Consider the following 19,370-nt stretch of genomic DNA (forward strand, 5'->3'; position numbering starts at 1 on the left):
TATAAAAACTTTAGGAGGAAATATAAAATGAGAATGTATGATTATTTAGTTCCAAGTGTAAATTTTATGGGAGCTGGCTGCATAAGCCTAGTTGGTGAAAGATGTAAAATATTAGGTGGTAAGAAAGCTTTAATAGTTACAGATAAATTCTTAAGAAACATGGAAGGCGGAGCAGTTGAGTTAACTGCTAAACACTTAATTGAAGCTGGAATAGAAGTTGCATATTACGATGGAGTAGAGCCAAATCCAAAGGATACAAATGTAAAAGAAGGTTTAGAAGTATTTAATAGTGAAGCTTGTGACATGATCGTTACAGTTGGAGGGGGAAGTGCTCATGACTGTGGTAAGGGTATAGGTATTGCTGCAACTCACGAAGGAGATCTTTATGATTATGCAGGAATTGAAACTTTAACAAATGCTCTTCCTCCAATAGTTGCAGTAAACACTACAGCTGGAACAGCAAGTGAAGTAACAAGACACTGCGTTATAACTAATACAAAAACAAAGGTAAAGTTTGTTATAGTAAGCTGGAGAAACCTACCTTTAGTATCCTTCAATGATCCAATGTTAATGGTTAAGAAACCAGCAGGATTAACAGCAGCTACAGGAATGGATGCTTTAACTCACGCTGTTGAAGCATATGTTTCAAAGGATGCTAACCCTGTAACAGATGCAGCTGCAATACAAGCTATCAAATTAATAGCTCAAAACTTAAGACAAGCAGTTGCTTTAGGTGATAACTTAGTAGCTAGAGAAAATATGGCATATGCATCATTACTAGCAGGTATGGCATTTAACAATGCTAACCTAGGATATGTGCATGCTATAGCTCACCAATTAGGTGGATTATATGATATGCCGCACGGAGTAGCTAATGCTATGCTTCTTCCACATGTAGAAAGATACAACTTAATTTCAAACCCACAGAAATTTGCAGATATTGCTGAGTTCATGGGAGAAAACATTGCTGGATTATCAGTTATGGAAGCTGCTGAAAAAGCTATAGATGCTATGTTCAGACTTTCAAAGGATATCGGAATTCCAGCAAGCTTAAAGGAAATGGGAGTTAAGGAAGAAGACTTTGAATACATGGCTGAAATGGCATTAAAGGATGGTAATGCATTCAGTAACCCAAGAAAAGGAAATGAAAAAGACATAATTTCAATACTTAAAGCTGCATTTTAGTTTTAGTAAAACTTAAAGTCAAAGTACTATTGATACCCTTGATGTAAAAATCAAGGGTATTATACAGAGTAGAGTTTATAGAAACATTATTTTTATAAAGGAGAACAAGATATGGAAAACTTTTTAGCAGAAATGTTAGGAACAATGATTCTCATAATTTTAGGAGATGGAGTAGTTGCTAATGTAGTACTTAATAAAACAAAGGCTCAAAATTCAGGATGGATTGTTATTACAACAGGATGGGCTTTAGGAGTAACTATACCAGTTTTTATATTTGGAACTATAAGTGGAGCTCATTTTAATCCAGCAGTAACACTTGGTCTTGCTGCAATAGGGAAATTCCCTTGGGGAAGTGTACCTAGTTATTTGACAGCTCAATTTGTTGGTGGTTTTTTAGGAGCAGTAATAGTTTGGGTATTTTATAGACCTCACTTTGAAGCTACCGAAGATAAGGATGCAAAGCTTGGCGTGTTTTGTACAGGTCCAGCAATAAAAGACACAGCTTCAAACTTTATAAGCGAAGTAATTGGTACTTTCATTTTAGTATTTGGAATATTAGGTATTGCAAATACACCTATGGTTGATGGATTAGCTCCTATAGTTGTAGGGGGTATAGTTTGGGCCGTTGGACTTACTTTAGGAGGAACAACTGGCTATGCAATTAATCCTGCTAGGGACTTAGGACCACGTATAGCACATCAGATTTTACCTATACCAGATAAAAGGGATTCCGATTGGGGCTATGCATGGATTCCAGTAGTAGCTCCTATACTTGGAGGAATAATAGCAGCAGTAAGTTACAGTATTATATTCTAGAAAAATGCGACATTATTTTAAAATGTCGCATTTAATGTTATTGAATTTTATCGGTAGTTCTAATATAATTTAGGCAGTGATTTATAAAAACAAATTATGTGGAGGATGAATAATTGGATTACGCGCTTAATTTGCAGAATATTATAGATATTAAAGTGTTTCAAAAGATACAGGACGATATAGCAGATGCAACTGGACTTGCAATTATTACAACGGATTATAAAGGCAAACCTGTAACTAGACACAGCAGGCGTACCGATTTTTGTAGTATTGTACGTAAAGACAGTAGGCTTGGAGAATTATGCGAAAAGTGTGATTCAAGGGGTGGTCTTGAGGCAGTAAGAAAAGGTAAACCATATATATATAAGTGCCACATGGGATTAGTAGATTTTGCAGTACCTATTACTGTACAAGGTCAATATTTAGGAGCATTAATGGCAGGTCAGGTCTTGACCGATGAGAGTAAAGGGGCAGAGTTAGAGAGCATTATTCAATGCAATACTAATATTGAACAAGATAAAGAACTTATGGAAGCGTATAAAGGATTACCAACTATACCCTTTGATAGAATTGAGTCCATTGTTCAGATGATGTTTCATATTAGTAATTATATTGTAAATGAGAGTGCTTTAAAAATAGTGCAAACGGAGCTAAATGAAAAAAATATTAAGTATATGGAAGCAAAAAGAGAGCAAATAGAAATAGAAAAGGAATTAAAATCTGCTCAGCTAAAGGCGTTACAATCCCAGGTAAATCCTCATTTTTTATTCAATGTTTTAAATAGCATTTCTGCACTGGCTTTAATTGAAGAAGCACCAAAAACTCACGACGTTATTTGTGATTTAGCAAAAATGCTTAGGTATATTTTAAAGAAAGTAAATCAAATGGTAGAATTAGAAGATGCAATTAATTATGTAACTGCTTATTTACAAATTCAAAAGGTAAGGTTTGGATCGAGATTAAAATTTTATATTGATGTACAAGAAGAATGTAAAAAAGTTAAAGTCCCTTTTATGATTATTCAACCCTTTGTAGAAAACTCTATAATCCATGGATTAGAGTCAAAAGAAGAAGGCGGTGTAATAAAAATAACCGTTTATCAATCTGGTAACTCTATAGTAATATGCATAGAAGATAATGGAGTAGGAATTGAAAATAGTATGATTGAATTAATAAATGAGGGGAAAGATGAAGAATATAGAAGAAATACTTCAAGTGGAATAGGAATTATTAATATAAGACAAAGGCTCACATACCACTATGGGGATAAATATTATCTAAATGTAAATAGTGCAATAGATAAAGGTACAGAGGTTAAAATTATTTTACCAAAATAGACATGTACAGGAGACCTATAATGTATAAGATATTATTAGTAGATGATGAGATCTTGGAAAGAGAAGTATTAAAGATAATGCTTGGAAAACTTAAAAATGAGGTAACAGTTGTAGGAGAAGCAGGAAATGGACGAGAGGCAATAGATCTTGATATGAAACTAAATCCAGATATAATATTTATGGATGTAAAAATGCCAGGAATAGACGGAATAAAGGCCTTAGAAATTATAAAAAAACAAAATGAAAATAAGGTAATCATTATGCTTACTGCATATGATGATTTTGATTTAATACATAAAACTTTAACTTTAGGGGTAAATGATTATATCTTAAAACCTGTTAAAGGTGAGAAATTATTAGAAGTTTTACGCATTCAAATTGATAATTTAAAAATTGATAAGAGTAGAATTAAAGAGAAAGAATTATTGCTGATAGATAAGATTATATCTGAAGAAGAAAATGATGCAAAATTGCTATTAAATGACATTATTGAAAGCTACATCTTAGCAAGTAATGAAGATGCATCGTATTTTAAACAGAAGGTTGAGTTGCTTTCAGAAAAGATGATTAAAGTAGCATCTAAGTTTAAATTTAGAAACGGCAATTGGATAAATAAAGAAGATGCCTTATATAAATTTGAATTCTTTGAAGATATAGAATCTATTCGTAATTATATATATAGTATTTTAACATTGATATTTTTAGAAACATCACAAAATAATATAGAAGTAAAGGAAAGTGATGTTGTAAAGCCAAAATGTTTAAATAAAGCATTAGAACCAGCTTTAAAATATATTGAAGAAAATTATGGAGAACAAATATTACTAGAGGACGTAGCAAGTGTTTCAAATCTTAGCCCATATTATTTTAGCAAGTTATTTAAAAAAGAAATGGGAATGAATTTCACAACCTATGTAACAAAACATAAAATAGAAAAAGCTAAGTGGATGCTTAAGAATACAGATATACCTATTGTAAATATTGCATCAGAACTTGGGTATTATGAATGTGGGTATTTCACTAAAGTTTTTAAAAAGATAGAAGGCATAACACCTACAGAGTATAGAAGTAAGAAAGATTTTAGATGATAAAGAATTTAGATTTTGTTTTGATTTTGGATATTTCTAAATATAAGTTAGTGTATGAGTAAAATAAACTAGTATATAATAAGGAGTATTGAATATGTTTATCCAATTTAGTTATAAATTTCGGATAAAATAGGAGGTGCAAAATATGATACCAAAAACAATGGCAGAACTAGATCAAGTACGAGAATCCTGCAAGTTCATGGTAAATAAGCGGGCAACTGCTTCAGCAGCCGCTGCTGTAGTACCATTACCAGGAGTTGATTTGGGAGCAGACGTTACTATAATGATGGAGCTTCTCCCTGCAATCAATCGAAGGTTTGGGTTATCTCCTGAAGAAATTGACCAATTGGATGGAGAAATTAAAGCCAAAATTCTTGTTATTATTTCCTCATTAGGGAGCAAATTAGTTGGTAAATTTATAACAAAAGAACTAGTAGTAGCTATGTTGAAAAAAATTGGAGTTCGTGTTGCAGTTAAGCAGGTGAGCAAATTCATACCCTTTGTAGGGCAAGCTGTTTCTGCAGGGATTAGTTTTGGCGCTATGAAGTACTTAGGCAATTCGCATATTGATGAATGCTATGAAGTTTGTAAGCGCGTAATTGAAATGCAACAGTCAGCATAACAAATCTATTTATAGCTTTTAATATAAATATATATAGTATATTGATGACCTATGGATGAGGTGCTATAGGTCTTGCTTATTACTACAAGAAGGGTAAAAATGTGTTTTACATTATTAAAGTAGTTATACAGCTTGTCATGTATACCCAAGAATAGTACAATCTTATTCATAATATCAACAAAAACGAGGTATAAGATATGAATAAAGAGGAATTTAGTAATCTTGCATTAAAGAATAGTCTTATAAAAAGTGATGCTAGAATAATAGTAGAAAAAGTTTCATCAAATCATATGAAAAATGCAATCAAGTTAGCCACAGACGTGTTTACGAGCGAGCAGAATATCCCTGAAAGCTTAATACCTATAAATGAAGAGTTTAATCCAATTTGGTGGTGTGCAAGAGCTGGTGAAGATATTGTTGGAGTGGCTGCAGGTTGGAGAGAAGAGAATAAATGGCATTGGGGAAGATTTGCTGTTGACAAGAAATTACGTGGTATAGGTCTTGGTAAAAAAATAGCTATATTTTCATTAAATGAACTTTTTGATCTTGAGGTTGATAAAATCTTTATTGAAGCAAGATATATAACTTTAAAGATGTTAGAAAAGTTCGGATGCGAAGCCACAGGAGAAGCAAAAGATTTTTATGGCGACTTAGTCACTCCTGCCACAATAAAAAAGTCTGATTTTATGAAGGTGTAATTTTATTTTAAGACTAATTACAATTAAGATAACAATGTTAAAAGTAATAATGTGGAAAATTGGAAACAATAAAGAAGAAGAGTCTCTAAATAATAGGGATTCTTCTTTTATTTTGTTGACAACTAGGGGTAAATGATTTTATCATAAATATATAACATAAATTGGTATAAAAATGTTGAAGTTTGCATAGATGTAAATCTGTGGGAACAAATATTTTGGCATTATTAAAATTATAAGAAGGAAGGGATGAAAGTTGGAATCAAATCTTAACAAAAAGTATGGTCTAATCACCGCTATTGCTATGGTAGTGGGTATCGTTATTGGAAGCGGGGTGTTTTTTAAGGCAGAAAAGGTCCTTACTGCAACTGGTGGCAACTTGACGTTAGGTATCCTAGCATGGCTTATCGGTGGAGCAATCATGGTCGTATGTGCCTACACATTTTCCATTATGGCAACCCGTTATGAGTATGTTAATGGTATTGTAGATTATGCAGAGGTTGCATTGGGTAAAAAGTATGGTTATTACATCGGATGGTTTATGTCTACTATATATTATCCAACTCTTACCGCTGCATTAGCATGGGTCTCAGCTCGTTATACCTGTGTACTGCTGGATTTTTCTATTGTTGGTCCCGAGGCGCTAGCAATTACCGGTTTTTATCTTGTAACAAGTTATGCTGTCAATGCATTGTCCCCTGTGCTTGCGGGCAAGTTCCAAGTAACATCTACCACAATTAAGTTGATTCCACTATTCATCATGGCCGTTATCGGTACCATCGTAGGATTATCCACTGGTATGACAGTTGCAAACTTTACCACCGTAACTAAACAAGTCAGCACAGGTGGTGCTTTGTTTACGGCTGTTGTAGCCACTGCGTTTGCATATGAAGGATGGATTATTGCAACCTCTATCAATGCTGAATTGAAGGATTCTAAGAAAAATCTCCCTAAAGCTCTTGTCATTGGAACACTTATTGTAGTTATTACCTATATACTTTACTATATCGGACTTTCAGGAGCAGTGAGTAACGTAGCCTTGATGGAGAGTGGTGAGAAAGGTGCAAGAATAGCTTTTGAGAAGGTTTTCTCAAAGGTCGGGGGTACTGCGTTATTCGTATTCGTTGTAATCTCTTGTCTGGGGACTTTGAACGGTCTCATGCTTGGCTGTACTCGTGGTATATATGCTCTGGCTGCTCGTGATATGGGACCTGCTCCAAACGTATACAAGCAAGTGGATAAGGCAACAAATATGCCAACAAACTCTGCTATTCTTGGTTTGCTGTTTTGCGGGATATGGCTGCTTTATTTCTATGGCTCACAGCTTACTGAGTCGTGGTTCGGCTTCTTTAACTTTGACATGACAGAGCTACCTATCGTTACAATTTATGCTGCATATATTCCAATTTTCATTATGCTTATTAAAAATGAAAAGGATTTGGGAGTCTTTAAGCGTTTTGTTGCTCCTATCCTTGCAATTTGTGGATGCCTGTTTATGATTGTTGCGGCATGTTTTTCTCATAAAATGGCAGTTGTATGGTATCTTATTACTTTTGCAGGGATTATGTTAATTGGCGTGTTCTTTGATAAATCAAAGTCTGCAAGTCAAGGTTTCATTAGTAAGGATCTTTAATTAATTAAGAGGTGCTTTAAAACTAACTAATTAGTTTTAAAGCACCTCTCTTATTTTTTACTATTTAAGAGAGTCATTGAAAAATATTTCATCTATATACAAAGAATACCTATATTTTATATAATAATATTAAAATTAAGCTATAATTATAGATAAAAGAAAACAAAGTATATATCTTATAAATGTGGAGGGGCAATTATGGCAATAGAAAAAGTAAGACAATATTTTAAGACATGGGGCGTGGAAGATAAAATACTTGAATTAGATGCTTCAAGTGCAACGGTTGAATTAGCTGCACAGGCAGTTGGCTGTGAACCTGAAAGAATAGCAAAAACTTTATCATTTATGGTAGGTGAAAAACCTATTTTAATTGTAGCAGCAGGAGATACCAAAATAGATAATCAAAAATATAAGGCACAATTTTCAACAAAAGCAAAGATGCTTACACCAGATGAAGCAATTGATTTGATAGGTCACGCTGTCGGAGGGGTATGTCCATTTGGTATTAATGATGGTGTCACTGTTTATCTTGATGATTCTCTAAAACGATTCAAAACAGTGTTTCCAGCTTGTGGAAGCAGTAATAGTGCAATCGAATTAACGATTGATGAAATCGAGAAGTACTCGAACTATTCTTCATGGGTTGACGTTTGTAAAGGATGGGAGTAGTGCTTGAGAAAAATAAGCCAGTTTGTGTTGCTTCATTTTTGCAAAAAGGATTGAAAATTGGAGGATTTAAATATGAGTAGTGTTACAATAAGTGAAAGGAAACCCTTAGTTGAAGAATATATTAAACTCAGAAATTCTATTGGTTGGAAAGTACTGCAGCATGGTAAAATTGAAGAAGGATTGAATAATTCAACTTACTGTGTTTGTGTGGAGGACCAAGGTGATATAATAGGGTTTGGCAGAATTGTTGGAGATGGTGCAACAGTTTTTTACATACAAGATATAATAGTTCTGCCTTCATATCAAAAGCAGAAGATTGGTACGCTAATTATGAAAAAAATAATGGATTACATTGATGAGAATTGTGTAGAAGGTGCTATTATTGGGCTGATTGCAATAAGTGAGCTTGATAGATTTTATAAAAAGTTTGGATTTACATATAACCAAAACAACCGTTTTTATAGATGTTGAAAAGTTATTACAATACTTGGTATTCATATAAGTTAAAAAAATGAAAAAGTATGTTTGTAAAATGATTAGCATACTTTTTCCATTATAACTTTTATTGATCAAATTATCTACTTTCTTGGAAATTGGTCATAGACAAACAATGATATAATGGTAATAGTAAAATTAATAAAAATTCTTGAAAAACTCATAAACTATAATAGCCACGCGTTTTTTAATATACTTATACCTTCTTCAATCTGCATTTCCTTTAATCCACCAAAGCCTAACATTACACAAGGCAATCCGTTATTTTCATATTTGTCATAATATATTGACGTTGGGTAAACTTTTACTTTCATATTTAGAGCAGTTTTAATTAAATCTTCTTCTGACATGCCGTTTTTAACCTTTAATAAGATATGCAATCCGGAGCTTTCGCCTATAACTTCCACTTTCATACCCATATGTTTATTAATTGCAGATAGCAATATTTTATGTTTCTTTCGATATACTGTTCTCATTTTGTTTAAATGCCTTTCCCAATGTCCTTCATTCATGAATTTATAAAGTGTATTTTGATGAAGCTTAGATACAGTTTGTTTATACACCTTTAAATGTTCTTCATACTTATTCATTAATTTTAATGGTAAAACTAAGTAACTTATTCTAGTTGAAGGTATTAAAGATTTCGAAAATGTACCCATATAAATAACATTGCCAATGGCATCTAATCCTTGTAGAGAAGGTATAGGTTTTCCCTTGTATCTAAATTCACTATCATAATCATCTTCAATTATAAATCCATCTCGTTCTGTACACCATTTCAATAGTTCCATCCTTCGTGAAATTGGCATAACCATTCCATATGGAAACTGGTGAGAGGGGGTAACATAGACAACTTTAGCAGAACTTTTCCTTAACTCTTCTATACAAATACCATCTTCATCTACTGAGATAGAGTGTATATCAATGCCTTGGTCTTTAAAAACATGCCTTGCTCTATAGAAACCAGGATTTTCAAAGGCATAACTATGTTTTTTTCCTATAAGCGTACATAGCAATATAAGAAGAAATTGTGTACCTGCTCCAATGATAACCTGTTCTGATGAACATTTAACTCCCCTTGATTGAAAAAGGTACTTTGATATTTCTTTGCGTAAATATTTCTCTCCTTGTGGTTCACCTAATAATAAAATATTACTGTTTTCTAAAAATAATGATTGAGTTGTCAGCTTTCTCCAAGTAGAGTAGGGAAAATAGTCTAAATCAACTTTACCATAGTTAAAATCGATTAGACACTCTAGCTCTTTTTTTTCATCTTTGTGTTTGACCAGCTTAGTTTCAATTGGCGAGTGATGAAATAAATCATCTTCTATACTTGCTACAAATATACCTTTACGCGGACTACTTTCTGCGTATCCCTCTGCACATAATTGTTCATAGGCAGTTTGAATAGTATTTTGGCTTATTCCTAAATGGTTTGCCAATTTTCTTTTTGATGGTAACTTTATCCCTGGTTTAATTGTCTCATTTTCTATCTCTTTTTTTATATACTTATAAAGTTGAACATATAGTGGAGTATCTTTTGTATTATCTAAAGTAGGCATAAGTTCAAGCATTTTTATAGCCCTCCTATAACTGATACTATTAAAAATATAAAATCTGATACTTTCAATAATATCAGATTGAAATTATAATTGAAATAATACATCTTAAATAAACAAGGACATAAAATTAGTACAAACTTGTAAACTAAATTAATCAATATAGGGAGGGGTAAGTATGAATACTAAATATGTGGTTATTATTCAGTGCGATATTGCACACAGAAGGTGTAGTGGATTTGCATGTACAAATGCTTTTTACAATAAGGATGAAGTTTTTAAGGATTACGAGGATACTACAAGATATATTTCATTTACTTGTGGTGGATGCTGTGGAAAGGGAGTTGCCTCCAAATTAGAACATTTATCGAATAAGTTATATAAGAAAAATAATATTAGTAAAGATGAGGTTATAGTTCACTTATCATCTTGCATGGTAACCGACAATTATCATTACGATAGATGTCCACACGTAGATTATATTAAGAGTATCGTCCACAAGAAGGGCTATAAAAATATAGTGGAGGGGTCTTATGTAAGTGGTAATGCAAAAAGGAAAAGAGAAGAAGGTATATATAATTGTTATGAGTAAAATGGATCTTAATATGTAGTAATGAAAATTAATTCATTTATATACAATGAGTGCCTATATTTTATTCAATAGTAATAAGTTAATCGAGTTAATAATATATATTAGGGTGATTAAATAATATAGGAGTTTAATATGTTATCAAATAGTGAATTTGTAAGACAATCTTTGGAGCTAAACTTGTTTTTTATGAGAATTGCAAAGGAGCACTCTATTTTTTTAGAAGCGGGATTTACTACAAGAGATCACCCATTCATTGAACAAGCAGAAATATTAAAGAATATATTCAGTAAATTGTTAGTAGAAACTATTTGTATGTCTGATGGTATAATTAGTCAGGAAACAGTAAACTCAGGAGAACTTATAACTGATTTGACTTTACTAGCAGAAAGAGAGACTCAATTTTACACTGATATTTTTATTGATCCTAATATAACTATAATGGAGGCATCATTAGCTAGCAGTAGTCCAAAACAAATTACCATGAATACTGTAAGAATGGTAGAAGATTTAAACAATAGAGCAATTAAAGCTGCAGAGCAAATTGCAATGTTCAAGAGCAGAATCTTAAGAGATGTGCTATCCTGCAGGATGTTTACCTCAAATTACCCATTACTTATAGATCATATTCTTAGAGAAGCAAAATTTTATTTAAGACTACTTAGAATATTGCAAAGTCGAAAAGAGATAGATTTAGCTAGAGAAGCTGCCTTCCAGGAAACTTTTTGGAATAGGATAATGGCTGAGCACTCAAAATTTATTCGAGGACTCTTAGATCCCACTGAAGATAAATTATTTGACACTGCAAATGATTTTGGAAGAAAATTCGATGAACTTACAGCTGAGGCTAAAAACTTGGCTAATAATTTAGGCCTCTTGCCAGCAGTAACTGAAAAGAGTCTTAAAAATACAATTGATATTCGAGATTTTAAAAGACAGGGTACGGAAGGGCTTACACAATGTAAAATTAAATCTATTGCGTTTCCTTTGCTTGGTGACCACGTGGTTAGGGAAGCAAATCATTATATTAGAATGCTAAAGAACTTTAAACAAGGATCATAGAATATAAGGATAAATTGAAGCCTTTAAAGAAGTGATTTTAAATATATAAGGTTAAATATATAAGGACAGTAGTGTTTATTAATGAAACCATTTGAATATATAGGTTAATAGTTTAATAAAAGACTTGTGATAATTTAAATCACAAGTCTTTTTTAAGTGAAAAATTATAAAAATTTTAATTACATATTTAACATCATTGATATGCATCTTGCTAAATTTTGTCCTAAAGCATCACATGCTTGGATACATTGAGCTAAAGCTAAGCCAACCATAGAGCACCTCCTTAAATTAATAGCTACAAAATAACAAAACAATATGTAGATATTATGAAGAATTTGCAGCTAGTGACCGGTCATAAAAAATAAATTAGAGATAAGAAAACTATAATATTATAAAGCATTAGTCCTGTTTAAATTGATAATAAACAGGACTAATAGATTTTAAGATATGATCAAATAAACTAATTTATAATAGATATTGCACTGTATATTAGGAGTAATGCCATAAAAGTATTGAAAAGTTTTGTATATTGCATTAAAAATTTCTGAAATAAAGCACCAAAAAGTGTCCAACAGGAATTTGCTATAAATCCTATTAATGCAAGAAAAATAGAAAATAAAAAGAGTGATAAATTTGTCTTATAGTATGGTATTATAAAACTTGAGGTTACAGTTATGCCATAAATTATCACTTTTGGATTAATAAACTGCATAGCCATCCCTATAAGAAAAGTATTCGTGTTGTTAGATATGGTATCATCTGATTGAGGTTTGCTTTTTAAAATCTTTACAGCTAAATAAGCCATATACACAAATCCAACAAAATCAACAAATAATTTAATCTTTGGAATAAAGTTAAGTAAAATTAAATTAAGATAACTAGATAACAAAATGATTATTCCGAAACCAGTAGTAACACCTAAAACAAATTTAAACGTTTTTTTATATCCAAAATTACTTCCATTGGACATAGCCATAATATTATTTGGCCCTGGTGTAAAATTGGATACAAACACATAGGATAAAAATGCGGATAAACTAAACATTGTTTGAAGCCCCCTAACAAAAATTAAATGCGTACAATATAATTATATAATATGTGCGTTATAATGCACAAGGGAAGGTGAAAGTATTTTGGAAAATTTAAATATGATATTAGCAACAAACTTAAAACAAATTCGAGAAGATAGAAAATTGAGCCTTGATAATTTAGCACAGATGACTGGTGTAAGTAAGAGCATGCTTGGCCAGATTGAAAGAGGTGAATCAAACCCCACAATTACTACTGCTTGGAAAATAGCAAATGGGCTAAAAATATCATTTACTGAATTGATAAAATCCACGCAAGAAAATGCTGTAGTTATTCACAAAGAAAGTATCAATCCATTAGTTGAAGATAATGGGAAATATAAAGTATATCCATTTTTTCCTTATGAGAGTGAAAGACAATTTGAAATGTATACTGTTGAGATAGAAAAAGGTGGGTATTTAAGTGCGGATTCCCATGGAGAAGGCACAGAAGAATTTATAACCGTCTTCTATGGTGAGTTAACTATAAGAGTAAATAATGAAGAATTTACTGTGAAGGAAGGGGATTCTATAAGGTTAAAAGCTGACCAGCCGCATATATATCATAATTCGGGTGACAAATTAACAAGAATTAGTATGGTTATTTATTATTCAAGATTTTTTAATAATTATTAAATTAGTAGTGTGTATTTTAAATTTGATATAGAGGATTTAATTGATGTTTTACTTTAGATAATTTACAATATGTTATATTGGGGGTGTAAATATGATTATAGGTCAAAAAATTGATTTTCTCCATGCAAAGTTGGTATGTAATAGCAGCGGCATTTTGTATGGAGTAATGAGCCGCTAATAAAAGTTTAATACATACGGCTTTGTTTCCTAATTTAGTTTAAAGATTTAGGAGTGGGCTTGTATGAAATATAAAAATGCAAATAACATATTACCAGAATATTTATTACTTGAAATACAAAAATATATTCAAGGTGAATATCTATATATTCCTGCACTAAAGTCCAGTTATAAAAAGTGGGGAGAAAAGTCTGGAATACGTAAAATTTTAGCATGTAGAAATGAGGAAATCATAAAAAAACATAAGCAGGGTTTTAGTATAGCAGATTTAGCAGGGGAGTATTGTCTTTCTATACATTCAATAAAACAAATAATTTATAAAAAGTGATTTACAAGGGTTGCCAGTAGGCAGCCCTGTTTTTATAAAACAACATAGAATCATATATTATCTTGAATCTATCATAATGAATTAATAAAATATAGTTAGAATGGAGGAGATGAAATGAAAGAAAACAAATATGATGATAATATATTCTTTGATAAATATAGTAATATGGATAGATCTAAAAAAGGACTTGAAGCTGCTGGAGAATGGCATGAATTGAGAAAAATGATGCCTAGTTTTCAGAACAAAAGGGTTTTGGACTTGGGCTGCGGTTTTGGATGGCATTGTAGATACGCTATAGAAAATGGGGCAAAATCAGTTATTGGAATTGATATTTCAGAAAGGATGTTAAATGAGGCAAGGAATAAAACAAAGTCTGAGCAAATTAAGTATACATGCATGCCTATAGAGGATATTGATTTGCCACCTAATTCTTTTGATGTGATTATTAGTTCATTAGCTCTTCATTATATTCAATCATTTGAAGAAATTTTGGAGAAGATAAATAAATGTCTTTCAAATGGTGGGGATTTTGTGTTTTCGGTAGAGCATCCAGTTTTTACTGCATATGGAACACAGGATTGGTATTATGATATTGAAAGGAACCCTATGCATTGGCCTGTTGATAGGTATTTTATCGAGGGTGAGCGTAAAGCCATTTTTTTAGGCGAGGAAGTTACAAAGTATCATAAAACATTGACAACATACGTAAATTCTCTTATAAAAGCAGGATTTAAAATAACAGGACTTGTTGAGCCAAAACCAGCAGAAGAGCTTATTCATACCATTCCAGGGATGGTGGATGAATTACGTAGACCAATGATGCTGATTATATCCGCAAAAAAAGGTAACGATAATTTTTAATAACGCCTGCATCTAAAGGAACATAAATATGTATCAATTAAATATAGAGCTTAGAAACATAGGACTCTAAACTCTATATTTAACTAGACTTATGTTATTATCTGCCTAATTCAATTATATTTGCAATAAGAGGCTTACATCTTCCGCAATCCTCTCCTGTACCTGCTCCTGTAACTTCACCAACCTTTTCTACAGTATCAGCACCATTTTTAACTGCATCAATTACAGTTTTAAGTGAAACTTCCTTACAGCCGCATACAGAAGAAAGGATTTTATAGAGCTCGTCTTTACATCCTTCACAAGCAGTACAAACTCCTGTCCTTTCAACTAAATCTTCTATAGTTCTTGCTCCCGCACACATTGCTTTTCTTATTGTTGAATAATCAACATTATTAGTAGTACAAATCGTTCTATTTCCCGCCATTGTATATACTCTCCTTCAATTTTGTGACTTTTATTCAGAAATAGTTTGTGAAAATACTCTTTTCTTATTCACTTGTAAATTTGTAGAACATATATTTTATGATTTAGATGTTTTATTTTAGAGTCATTTATTTTTAATTTCTATACTTGTGAGGATCATTCAAATAGAATATAATAACATAGTCATAAAATGTTAATAAAGGAGGACAAAAATGAGGAAAATAATGTTAAGAGTTGTTTCAACGCTAACGTTGTCTTTAACTGTATCATTAACATCTCAAGTTAATGCGGCAAATTTAGAGGACAGGCTTGCAGGAAACAATAGGTATCAAACAGGAGCTGAAATTGTAGGTAAAGGGTGGACAACTTCTGATTACGTAGTAATAGCTAGTGGAGAAGGATTTGCAGATGCGCTTTGTGCAGCACCTTTAGCTAAAAAGTATAATGCACCAATTTTACTTACTGGCAAAAATACTTTAGATTTAAACACAAAAAATGAGTTAAAAAGACTCAATGTAAAAAATGTGTTTATAGTAGGAGGAACTGGTGTTGTATCAGATAGCGTAAATTCTGAAATAAAGGGCATGACTATTGAAACTACTAGAATTGCTGGAAAAAATAGATTTGAAACATCCTTAGAGGTAGCTAAAAATCTAGGAGAAAGCAGCGGTGTAGTTGTAACCAATGGATTTGGATTTGCAGATGCTTTATCTATAGCTCCAGTTGCAGCCCAAGGAGGAATGCCAATACTTCTCACAGATAAAGCAGATTTATCAGATCAGGTTAAGGGCTTTTTGTCAAATAAGTCTTATGAAAAAAGTTACATAGTTGGAGGAAGTGGGGTTGTAAGTGATAAGATAGCTTCACAGCTAAAGAATGTTACAAGACTTGGAGGAAGCAGCAGATATGGAACTAATGCCGCAGTATTAAACCAGTTTTCAAATGAATTTAATTATGATAAGGTTTATGTTGCATCAGGTGCAAATTATCCAGATGCTTTATGTGGAAGTGCGCTGGCTGCCTTAAGTAACTCTCCTTTAATTTTAGTAGGAACTTCTGTGGATTCTTCAGTAATGTCTTCAATAAAAGCTAAGCATGATACATATAACAATGTAATAATTTTAGGTGGAACTGGAGTAGTTTCTGATATAGTGGCTGATAATGTTGTAAGCGGTGCTATTAATGTTATTTCTGTAACTTTAAACAAGACCTCTAATACACTTGGCATAGATGAAGCAGTTACTTTAGCAGCAACTATACTTCCGAGTAATGCCGAAAATAAAGGGGTAAAATGGACATCTTCAAATGAGAATATAGCAACAGTAGATGCTGCAGGAAGGGTAACTGGAATAAGCAGTGGTACGGCAGTAATAACAGCAACAACAGTGGATGGAAATAAGGCAGCGAGCTGCACTGTTACTGTACAAAAGAAAATAATAACTTATTTACCTTCAACTTATTTAGTTGGAGTGGATATTCCAGAGGGTGAGTACGTTCTATTTCCAGAAGGAAGTGGTTATTTTGCTATAACTGCTGATGCTAATGGTAGAGACATCATTAATAATGATAACTTTGCGTATCCTAGATATGTAAGTGTACAATCTGGAACCTATATGTATCTACATAATGCAAAAATGTATCCTGTTAATGCATCTCCTGACATTACCTTCTCTAACGGAAGATATATTGGATATTTAAAAGTTGGAGTTGATATCCCAACTGGAACTTACAAAGTAAAAACATTTGGCAGTAGAGGATATTATGCAATCACAGATAGATATGATAATATCTTTGCAAATGACAATTTTACAGGTGATACATATATAACAATAAAAGATGGGCAGTATCTTGAGTTAAATAACTGCTATATAGAAAAGTAAAGTGCCACCTACATGGCAAGTGGCAAGTTTATATGTAGAAAGGATTGAATCCTATAGCTTATAGGGTTCAATCCTTTAATTATTAGTGCTATCTAATTTGTCCGTTGCCAGATACTACATATTTTATAGTAGTAAGTTGAGGAAGTCCCATAGGTCCTCTAGCATGAAGCTTTTGAGTGCTTATTCCAATTTCAGCACCAAAACCAAATTCAAAGCCGTCTGTAAATCTAGTAGAAGCATTTACATAAACTGCTGCAGCATCTATAGTCTCTAAGAAGATTTGAGAGTTTTTATAATCATTTGTAACTATGCATTCTGAATGTTTAGTTCCATGGTTATAAATATGTTCAATTGCTTCTTCTAAGGAGTCTACAACTTTAACTGCTAAAATCAAATCCAGATATTCTGTATTCCAATCTTCAGAAGTTGCAGGCTTTACATTTGCCTCAATATTATTAGCAGCTATTATTTCTTTAGTTTTTTCACAAACTCTAAGCTCTACACCTAACTTATTTAAAGTACTTGTGATTTTAGGAACAAATTCTTCCGCAGCATCTTTATGAATTAGAATTGTTTCTATTGCATTACATACTGCAGGTCTTTGAGTTTTTCCATTAACTATGATATTTTCAGCCATAGTAAGGTCTGCAGAGCTATCTACAAACACATGGCAGTTACCAACTCCTGTTTCTATAACAGGTACTGTGGCATTTTTAACTACAGTTTGTATAAGTCCAGCACCACCGCGAGGAATTAAAACATCTATATACTGATTTAATTTAAGCATTATATTTACAATTTCTCTATCTGTAATTTCTACAAGTTGTATAAAATCTGGTGAAAGATTACAGGATATAAGAGAACTTCTAAGTATTTTAGCTATGGCCATATTTGTATTTATAGCTTCAGATCCACCTCTAAGTATTACTGCATTTCCAGATTTTAAGCAAAGAGCTGCAGCATCTACAGTTACGTTTGGACGAGCTTCATATATTATTCCTATAACTCCTAAAGGTACTCTCTTTTGTCCTATAGTTATGCCATTAGGTCTTTTCCAGGCACTTATAACTTCTCCGATAGGATCTGGAAGTTCAGCCACTTGTCTTAAACCTTCAGCCATAGCATCTATTCTTTGTTCATTTATAAGAAGTCTATCTAAAAGGGATTTGTTTAATCCTTTTTCTTCTCCAAGTCTTAAATCAATTTTATTTGCTTCAATAATTTCTAAAGCATTATTCTTCAAAGCTTCAGCCATAGATAATAGGGCTTTGTTTTTAGAATTTGTATCTAAGGATGAAAGCTGTCTTGAAGCTTCTTTAGCTTTTTTTCCAATGCCTAATATATATTCTTGTAAGTTTTCCATGTGTATTCCTCCTTATTTTACGTCAGCTTTAAACCAAGTGCCTACTTCATCTCCTGAAATAACTTTACCTAGTACTTCTGCATTATCTCCATTTACAATCACCATGGATATTCCAGAAGCAGTAGAAATTTTTGCAGCATTAATTTTTGTAGCCATGCCGCCTGTACCAAGATTGCTTCCAGCACCACCTGCGCATGCTTCGATTTCTTCAGTGACTTTTTCAACTGTACTTATAAGCTTTGCATCTTTATTTTTTCTAGGATCTGAATCATACAGACCATCTATATCGGACATAAGTATAAGTAAATCTCCTTTAATAAGTTCAGATACTAGTGCGGATAGGGTATCATTATCTCCAACCTTTATTTCATCTACCACAACGGCATCATTTTCATTTATTATAGGAATTACATTTTGATTTAAAAGAGCAGAAAAAGTATTATGAGCATTTTCTCTACGGACTTCATTTGTCATGTCTTCTTTAGTTAGAAGAACTTGAGCAACAGTTTTACCGTATTCAGAAAATATCTTTTCATACATATGCATAAGTATACCTTGACCCACCGCAGCCGCGGCTTGTTTTTCAGGGATGCTTTTAGGTCTTTCCTCAAGGCCTAATTTTCCCATTCCTGCTCCAATTGCCCCAGAACTTACAAGAACAACGCTGTATCCTTGATTGTGTATATCTGCAAGTTGTCTTACCAAATGTTCTATATGAGAAAGATTTAAAAGCCCATTATTATAAGTTAAAGTAGAAGAACCAACTTTAACAATTATCTTTTGTATAGTTTTTAAATAATCTTTACGTAAGTTAGTCATCAAAACGCCCCCCTATAAACATTTTTTATATAATCTTTATTAATGATTATCTCATAATTTTATAAA

Annotated in this window: 20 protein-coding genes; 15 read left to right on the top strand and 5 right to left on the bottom strand. The window is 32.3% G+C overall.

All coding sequences use genetic code 11. The features are described 5' to 3' along the window. Window positions 1-27 precede the first annotated feature (27 nt). The 9 genes from dhaT to DP68_RS02475 all read left to right on the top strand — a co-directional run bounded on the left by dhaT (window position 28) and on the right by DP68_RS02475 (window position 8,516). Window positions 28-1,185 carry a 1,3-propanediol dehydrogenase gene (gene dhaT / locus DP68_RS02435; RefSeq protein ID WP_035305526.1) on the top strand — a complete coding sequence of 386 codons (1,158 nt, stop codon included), beginning with the start codon at window positions 28-30 and terminating at the stop codon, window positions 1,183-1,185. A 111-nt stretch (window positions 1,186-1,296) separates the two neighbouring features. Beyond that, complete coding sequence (locus DP68_RS02440) at window positions 1,297-2,001, top strand: MIP/aquaporin family protein (protein WP_035305530.1); 705 nt, start codon at window positions 1,297-1,299, stop codon at window positions 1,999-2,001. 113 nt (window positions 2,002-2,114) lie between these two features. Next, the gene (locus DP68_RS02445; RefSeq protein ID WP_035305533.1) at window positions 2,115-3,338 is read left to right on the top strand and encodes a PocR ligand-binding domain-containing protein; all 1,224 of its coding nucleotides are present in this window, start codon (window positions 2,115-2,117) and stop codon (window positions 3,336-3,338) included. Between the two features lie 20 nt (window positions 3,339-3,358). Next, the gene (locus DP68_RS19425) at window positions 3,359-4,426 is read left to right on the top strand and encodes a response regulator (RefSeq protein WP_035305537.1); all 1,068 of its coding nucleotides are present in this window, start codon (window positions 3,359-3,361) and stop codon (window positions 4,424-4,426) included. Between the two features lie 145 nt (window positions 4,427-4,571). Then, entirely contained in the window at window positions 4,572-5,048 is a 477-nt protein-coding gene (locus tag DP68_RS02455; protein WP_035305540.1) for a hypothetical protein, read from the top strand. Between the two features lie 197 nt (window positions 5,049-5,245). Next, entirely contained in the window at window positions 5,246-5,746 is a 501-nt protein-coding gene (locus DP68_RS02460; protein ID WP_052085600.1) for a GNAT family N-acetyltransferase, read from the top strand. A gap of 253 nt (window positions 5,747-5,999) precedes the next feature. Then, window positions 6,000-7,376 (top strand): APC family permease, encoded by a 1,377-nt coding sequence (locus DP68_RS02465; protein WP_035305543.1) that lies wholly within the window; start codon window positions 6,000-6,002, stop codon window positions 7,374-7,376. Between the two features lie 198 nt (window positions 7,377-7,574). Beyond that, window positions 7,575-8,045 carry a YbaK/EbsC family protein gene (locus DP68_RS02470; protein WP_035305546.1) on the top strand — a complete coding sequence of 157 codons (471 nt, stop codon included), beginning with the start codon at window positions 7,575-7,577 and terminating at the stop codon, window positions 8,043-8,045. Between the two features lie 72 nt (window positions 8,046-8,117). Then, window positions 8,118-8,516, top strand: a complete 399-nt coding sequence (locus DP68_RS02475) for a GNAT family N-acetyltransferase (RefSeq protein ID WP_035305549.1) — start codon at window positions 8,118-8,120, stop codon at window positions 8,514-8,516. A gap of 191 nt (window positions 8,517-8,707) precedes the next feature. Here DP68_RS02475 and DP68_RS02480 read toward each other — a convergent pair whose 3' ends face one another. After that, window positions 8,708-10,114, bottom strand: coding sequence for a PLP-dependent aminotransferase family protein (locus tag DP68_RS02480; protein ID WP_035305551.1), 1,407 nt, complete (start codon window positions 10,112-10,114; stop codon window positions 8,708-8,710). Window positions 10,115-10,277: 163 nt separating this feature from the next. Between DP68_RS02480 and DP68_RS02485 the strand changes: the two genes are divergently transcribed. Both DP68_RS02485 and DP68_RS02490 read left to right on the top strand, forming a co-directional pair. Beyond that, the gene (locus DP68_RS02485; protein WP_035305554.1) at window positions 10,278-10,691 is read left to right on the top strand and encodes a CGGC domain-containing protein; all 414 of its coding nucleotides are present in this window, start codon (window positions 10,278-10,280) and stop codon (window positions 10,689-10,691) included. Window positions 10,692-10,823: 132 nt separating this feature from the next. Further along, window positions 10,824-11,750 carry a DUF2935 domain-containing protein gene (locus DP68_RS02490; protein ID WP_035305557.1) on the top strand — a complete coding sequence of 309 codons (927 nt, stop codon included), beginning with the start codon at window positions 10,824-10,826 and terminating at the stop codon, window positions 11,748-11,750. A gap of 460 nt (window positions 11,751-12,210) precedes the next feature. Here DP68_RS02490 and DP68_RS02495 read toward each other — a convergent pair whose 3' ends face one another. Next, window positions 12,211-12,795 carry a LysE family transporter gene (locus DP68_RS02495; RefSeq protein WP_035305559.1) on the bottom strand — a complete coding sequence of 195 codons (585 nt, stop codon included), beginning with the start codon at window positions 12,793-12,795 and terminating at the stop codon, window positions 12,211-12,213. Between the two features lie 88 nt (window positions 12,796-12,883). Between DP68_RS02495 and DP68_RS02500 the strand changes: the two genes are divergently transcribed. From DP68_RS02500 to DP68_RS02510, 3 genes are all read left to right on the top strand, one after another. Further along, the gene (locus DP68_RS02500) at window positions 12,884-13,453 is read left to right on the top strand and encodes an XRE family transcriptional regulator (RefSeq protein WP_035305560.1); all 570 of its coding nucleotides are present in this window, start codon (window positions 12,884-12,886) and stop codon (window positions 13,451-13,453) included. A 241-nt stretch (window positions 13,454-13,694) separates the two neighbouring features. After that, window positions 13,695-13,958 (top strand): CD3324 family protein, encoded by a 264-nt coding sequence (locus DP68_RS02505; RefSeq protein WP_035305562.1) that lies wholly within the window; start codon window positions 13,695-13,697, stop codon window positions 13,956-13,958. Window positions 13,959-14,072: 114 nt separating this feature from the next. After that, entirely contained in the window at window positions 14,073-14,819 is a 747-nt protein-coding gene (locus DP68_RS02510; protein WP_035305564.1) for a class I SAM-dependent methyltransferase, read from the top strand. A 97-nt stretch (window positions 14,820-14,916) separates the two neighbouring features. Here DP68_RS02510 and DP68_RS02515 read toward each other — a convergent pair whose 3' ends face one another. Then, a complete protein-coding gene (locus tag DP68_RS02515; protein WP_035305566.1) occupies window positions 14,917-15,243 on the bottom strand; it encodes a (2Fe-2S)-binding protein in 327 nt (108 codons plus the stop codon). A gap of 211 nt (window positions 15,244-15,454) precedes the next feature. On the opposite strand from DP68_RS02515, the gene DP68_RS18805 reads away from it, so the two are divergent. Continuing rightward, window positions 15,455-17,122 carry a cell wall-binding repeat-containing protein gene (locus DP68_RS18805; RefSeq protein WP_052085601.1) on the top strand — a complete coding sequence of 556 codons (1,668 nt, stop codon included), beginning with the start codon at window positions 15,455-15,457 and terminating at the stop codon, window positions 17,120-17,122. A gap of 88 nt (window positions 17,123-17,210) precedes the next feature. Here DP68_RS18805 and DP68_RS02530 read toward each other — a convergent pair whose 3' ends face one another. Together DP68_RS02530 and proB are read right to left on the bottom strand one after the other, a co-directional pair. After that, window positions 17,211-18,485 (bottom strand): glutamate-5-semialdehyde dehydrogenase, encoded by a 1,275-nt coding sequence (locus tag DP68_RS02530; RefSeq protein ID WP_035305569.1) that lies wholly within the window; start codon window positions 18,483-18,485, stop codon window positions 17,211-17,213. A gap of 12 nt (window positions 18,486-18,497) precedes the next feature. Continuing rightward, window positions 18,498-19,304: a glutamate 5-kinase gene (proB, locus tag DP68_RS02535; protein WP_035305570.1), complete on the bottom strand. Its 807-nt coding sequence runs from the start codon at window positions 19,302-19,304 to the stop codon at window positions 18,498-18,500. Between the last annotated feature and the right edge of the window lie 66 nt (window positions 19,305-19,370).

Source organism: Clostridium sp. HMP27 (genome assembly GCF_000765165.1).
GTDB lineage: Bacteria > Bacillota > Clostridia > Clostridiales > Clostridiaceae > Clostridium_AK.

Coding starts and splice junctions, on each gene's coding strand:
- dhaT (WP_035305526.1), top strand. CDS start 28: ATGAGAATGTATGATTATTTAGTTCCAAGTGTAAATTTTATGGGAGCT.
- DP68_RS02440 (WP_035305530.1), top strand. CDS start 1,297: ATGGAAAACTTTTTAGCAGAAATGTTAGGAACAATGATTCTCATAATT.
- DP68_RS19425 (WP_035305537.1), top strand. CDS start 3,359: ATGTATAAGATATTATTAGTAGATGATGAGATCTTGGAAAGAGAAGTA.
- DP68_RS02455 (WP_035305540.1), top strand. CDS start 4,572: ATGATACCAAAAACAATGGCAGAACTAGATCAAGTACGAGAATCCTGC.
- DP68_RS02460 (WP_052085600.1), top strand. CDS start 5,246: ATGAATAAAGAGGAATTTAGTAATCTTGCATTAAAGAATAGTCTTATA.
- DP68_RS02470 (WP_035305546.1), top strand. CDS start 7,575: ATGGCAATAGAAAAAGTAAGACAATATTTTAAGACATGGGGCGTGGAA.
- DP68_RS02475 (WP_035305549.1), top strand. CDS start 8,118: ATGAGTAGTGTTACAATAAGTGAAAGGAAACCCTTAGTTGAAGAATAT.
- DP68_RS02480 (WP_035305551.1), bottom strand. CDS start 10,114: ATGCTTGAACTTATGCCTACTTTAGATAATACAAAAGATACTCCACTA.
- DP68_RS02485 (WP_035305554.1), top strand. CDS start 10,278: ATGAATACTAAATATGTGGTTATTATTCAGTGCGATATTGCACACAGA.
- DP68_RS02490 (WP_035305557.1), top strand. CDS start 10,824: ATGTTATCAAATAGTGAATTTGTAAGACAATCTTTGGAGCTAAACTTG.
- DP68_RS02495 (WP_035305559.1), bottom strand. CDS start 12,795: ATGTTTAGTTTATCCGCATTTTTATCCTATGTGTTTGTATCCAATTTT.
- DP68_RS02505 (WP_035305562.1), top strand. CDS start 13,695: ATGAAATATAAAAATGCAAATAACATATTACCAGAATATTTATTACTT.
- DP68_RS02510 (WP_035305564.1), top strand. CDS start 14,073: ATGAAAGAAAACAAATATGATGATAATATATTCTTTGATAAATATAGT.
- DP68_RS02515 (WP_035305566.1), bottom strand. CDS start 15,243: ATGGCGGGAAATAGAACGATTTGTACTACTAATAATGTTGATTATTCA.
- DP68_RS18805 (WP_052085601.1), top strand. CDS start 15,455: ATGAGGAAAATAATGTTAAGAGTTGTTTCAACGCTAACGTTGTCTTTA.
- DP68_RS02530 (WP_035305569.1), bottom strand. CDS start 18,485: ATGGAAAACTTACAAGAATATATATTAGGCATTGGAAAAAAAGCTAAA.
- proB (WP_035305570.1), bottom strand. CDS start 19,304: ATGACTAACTTACGTAAAGATTATTTAAAAACTATACAAAAGATAATT.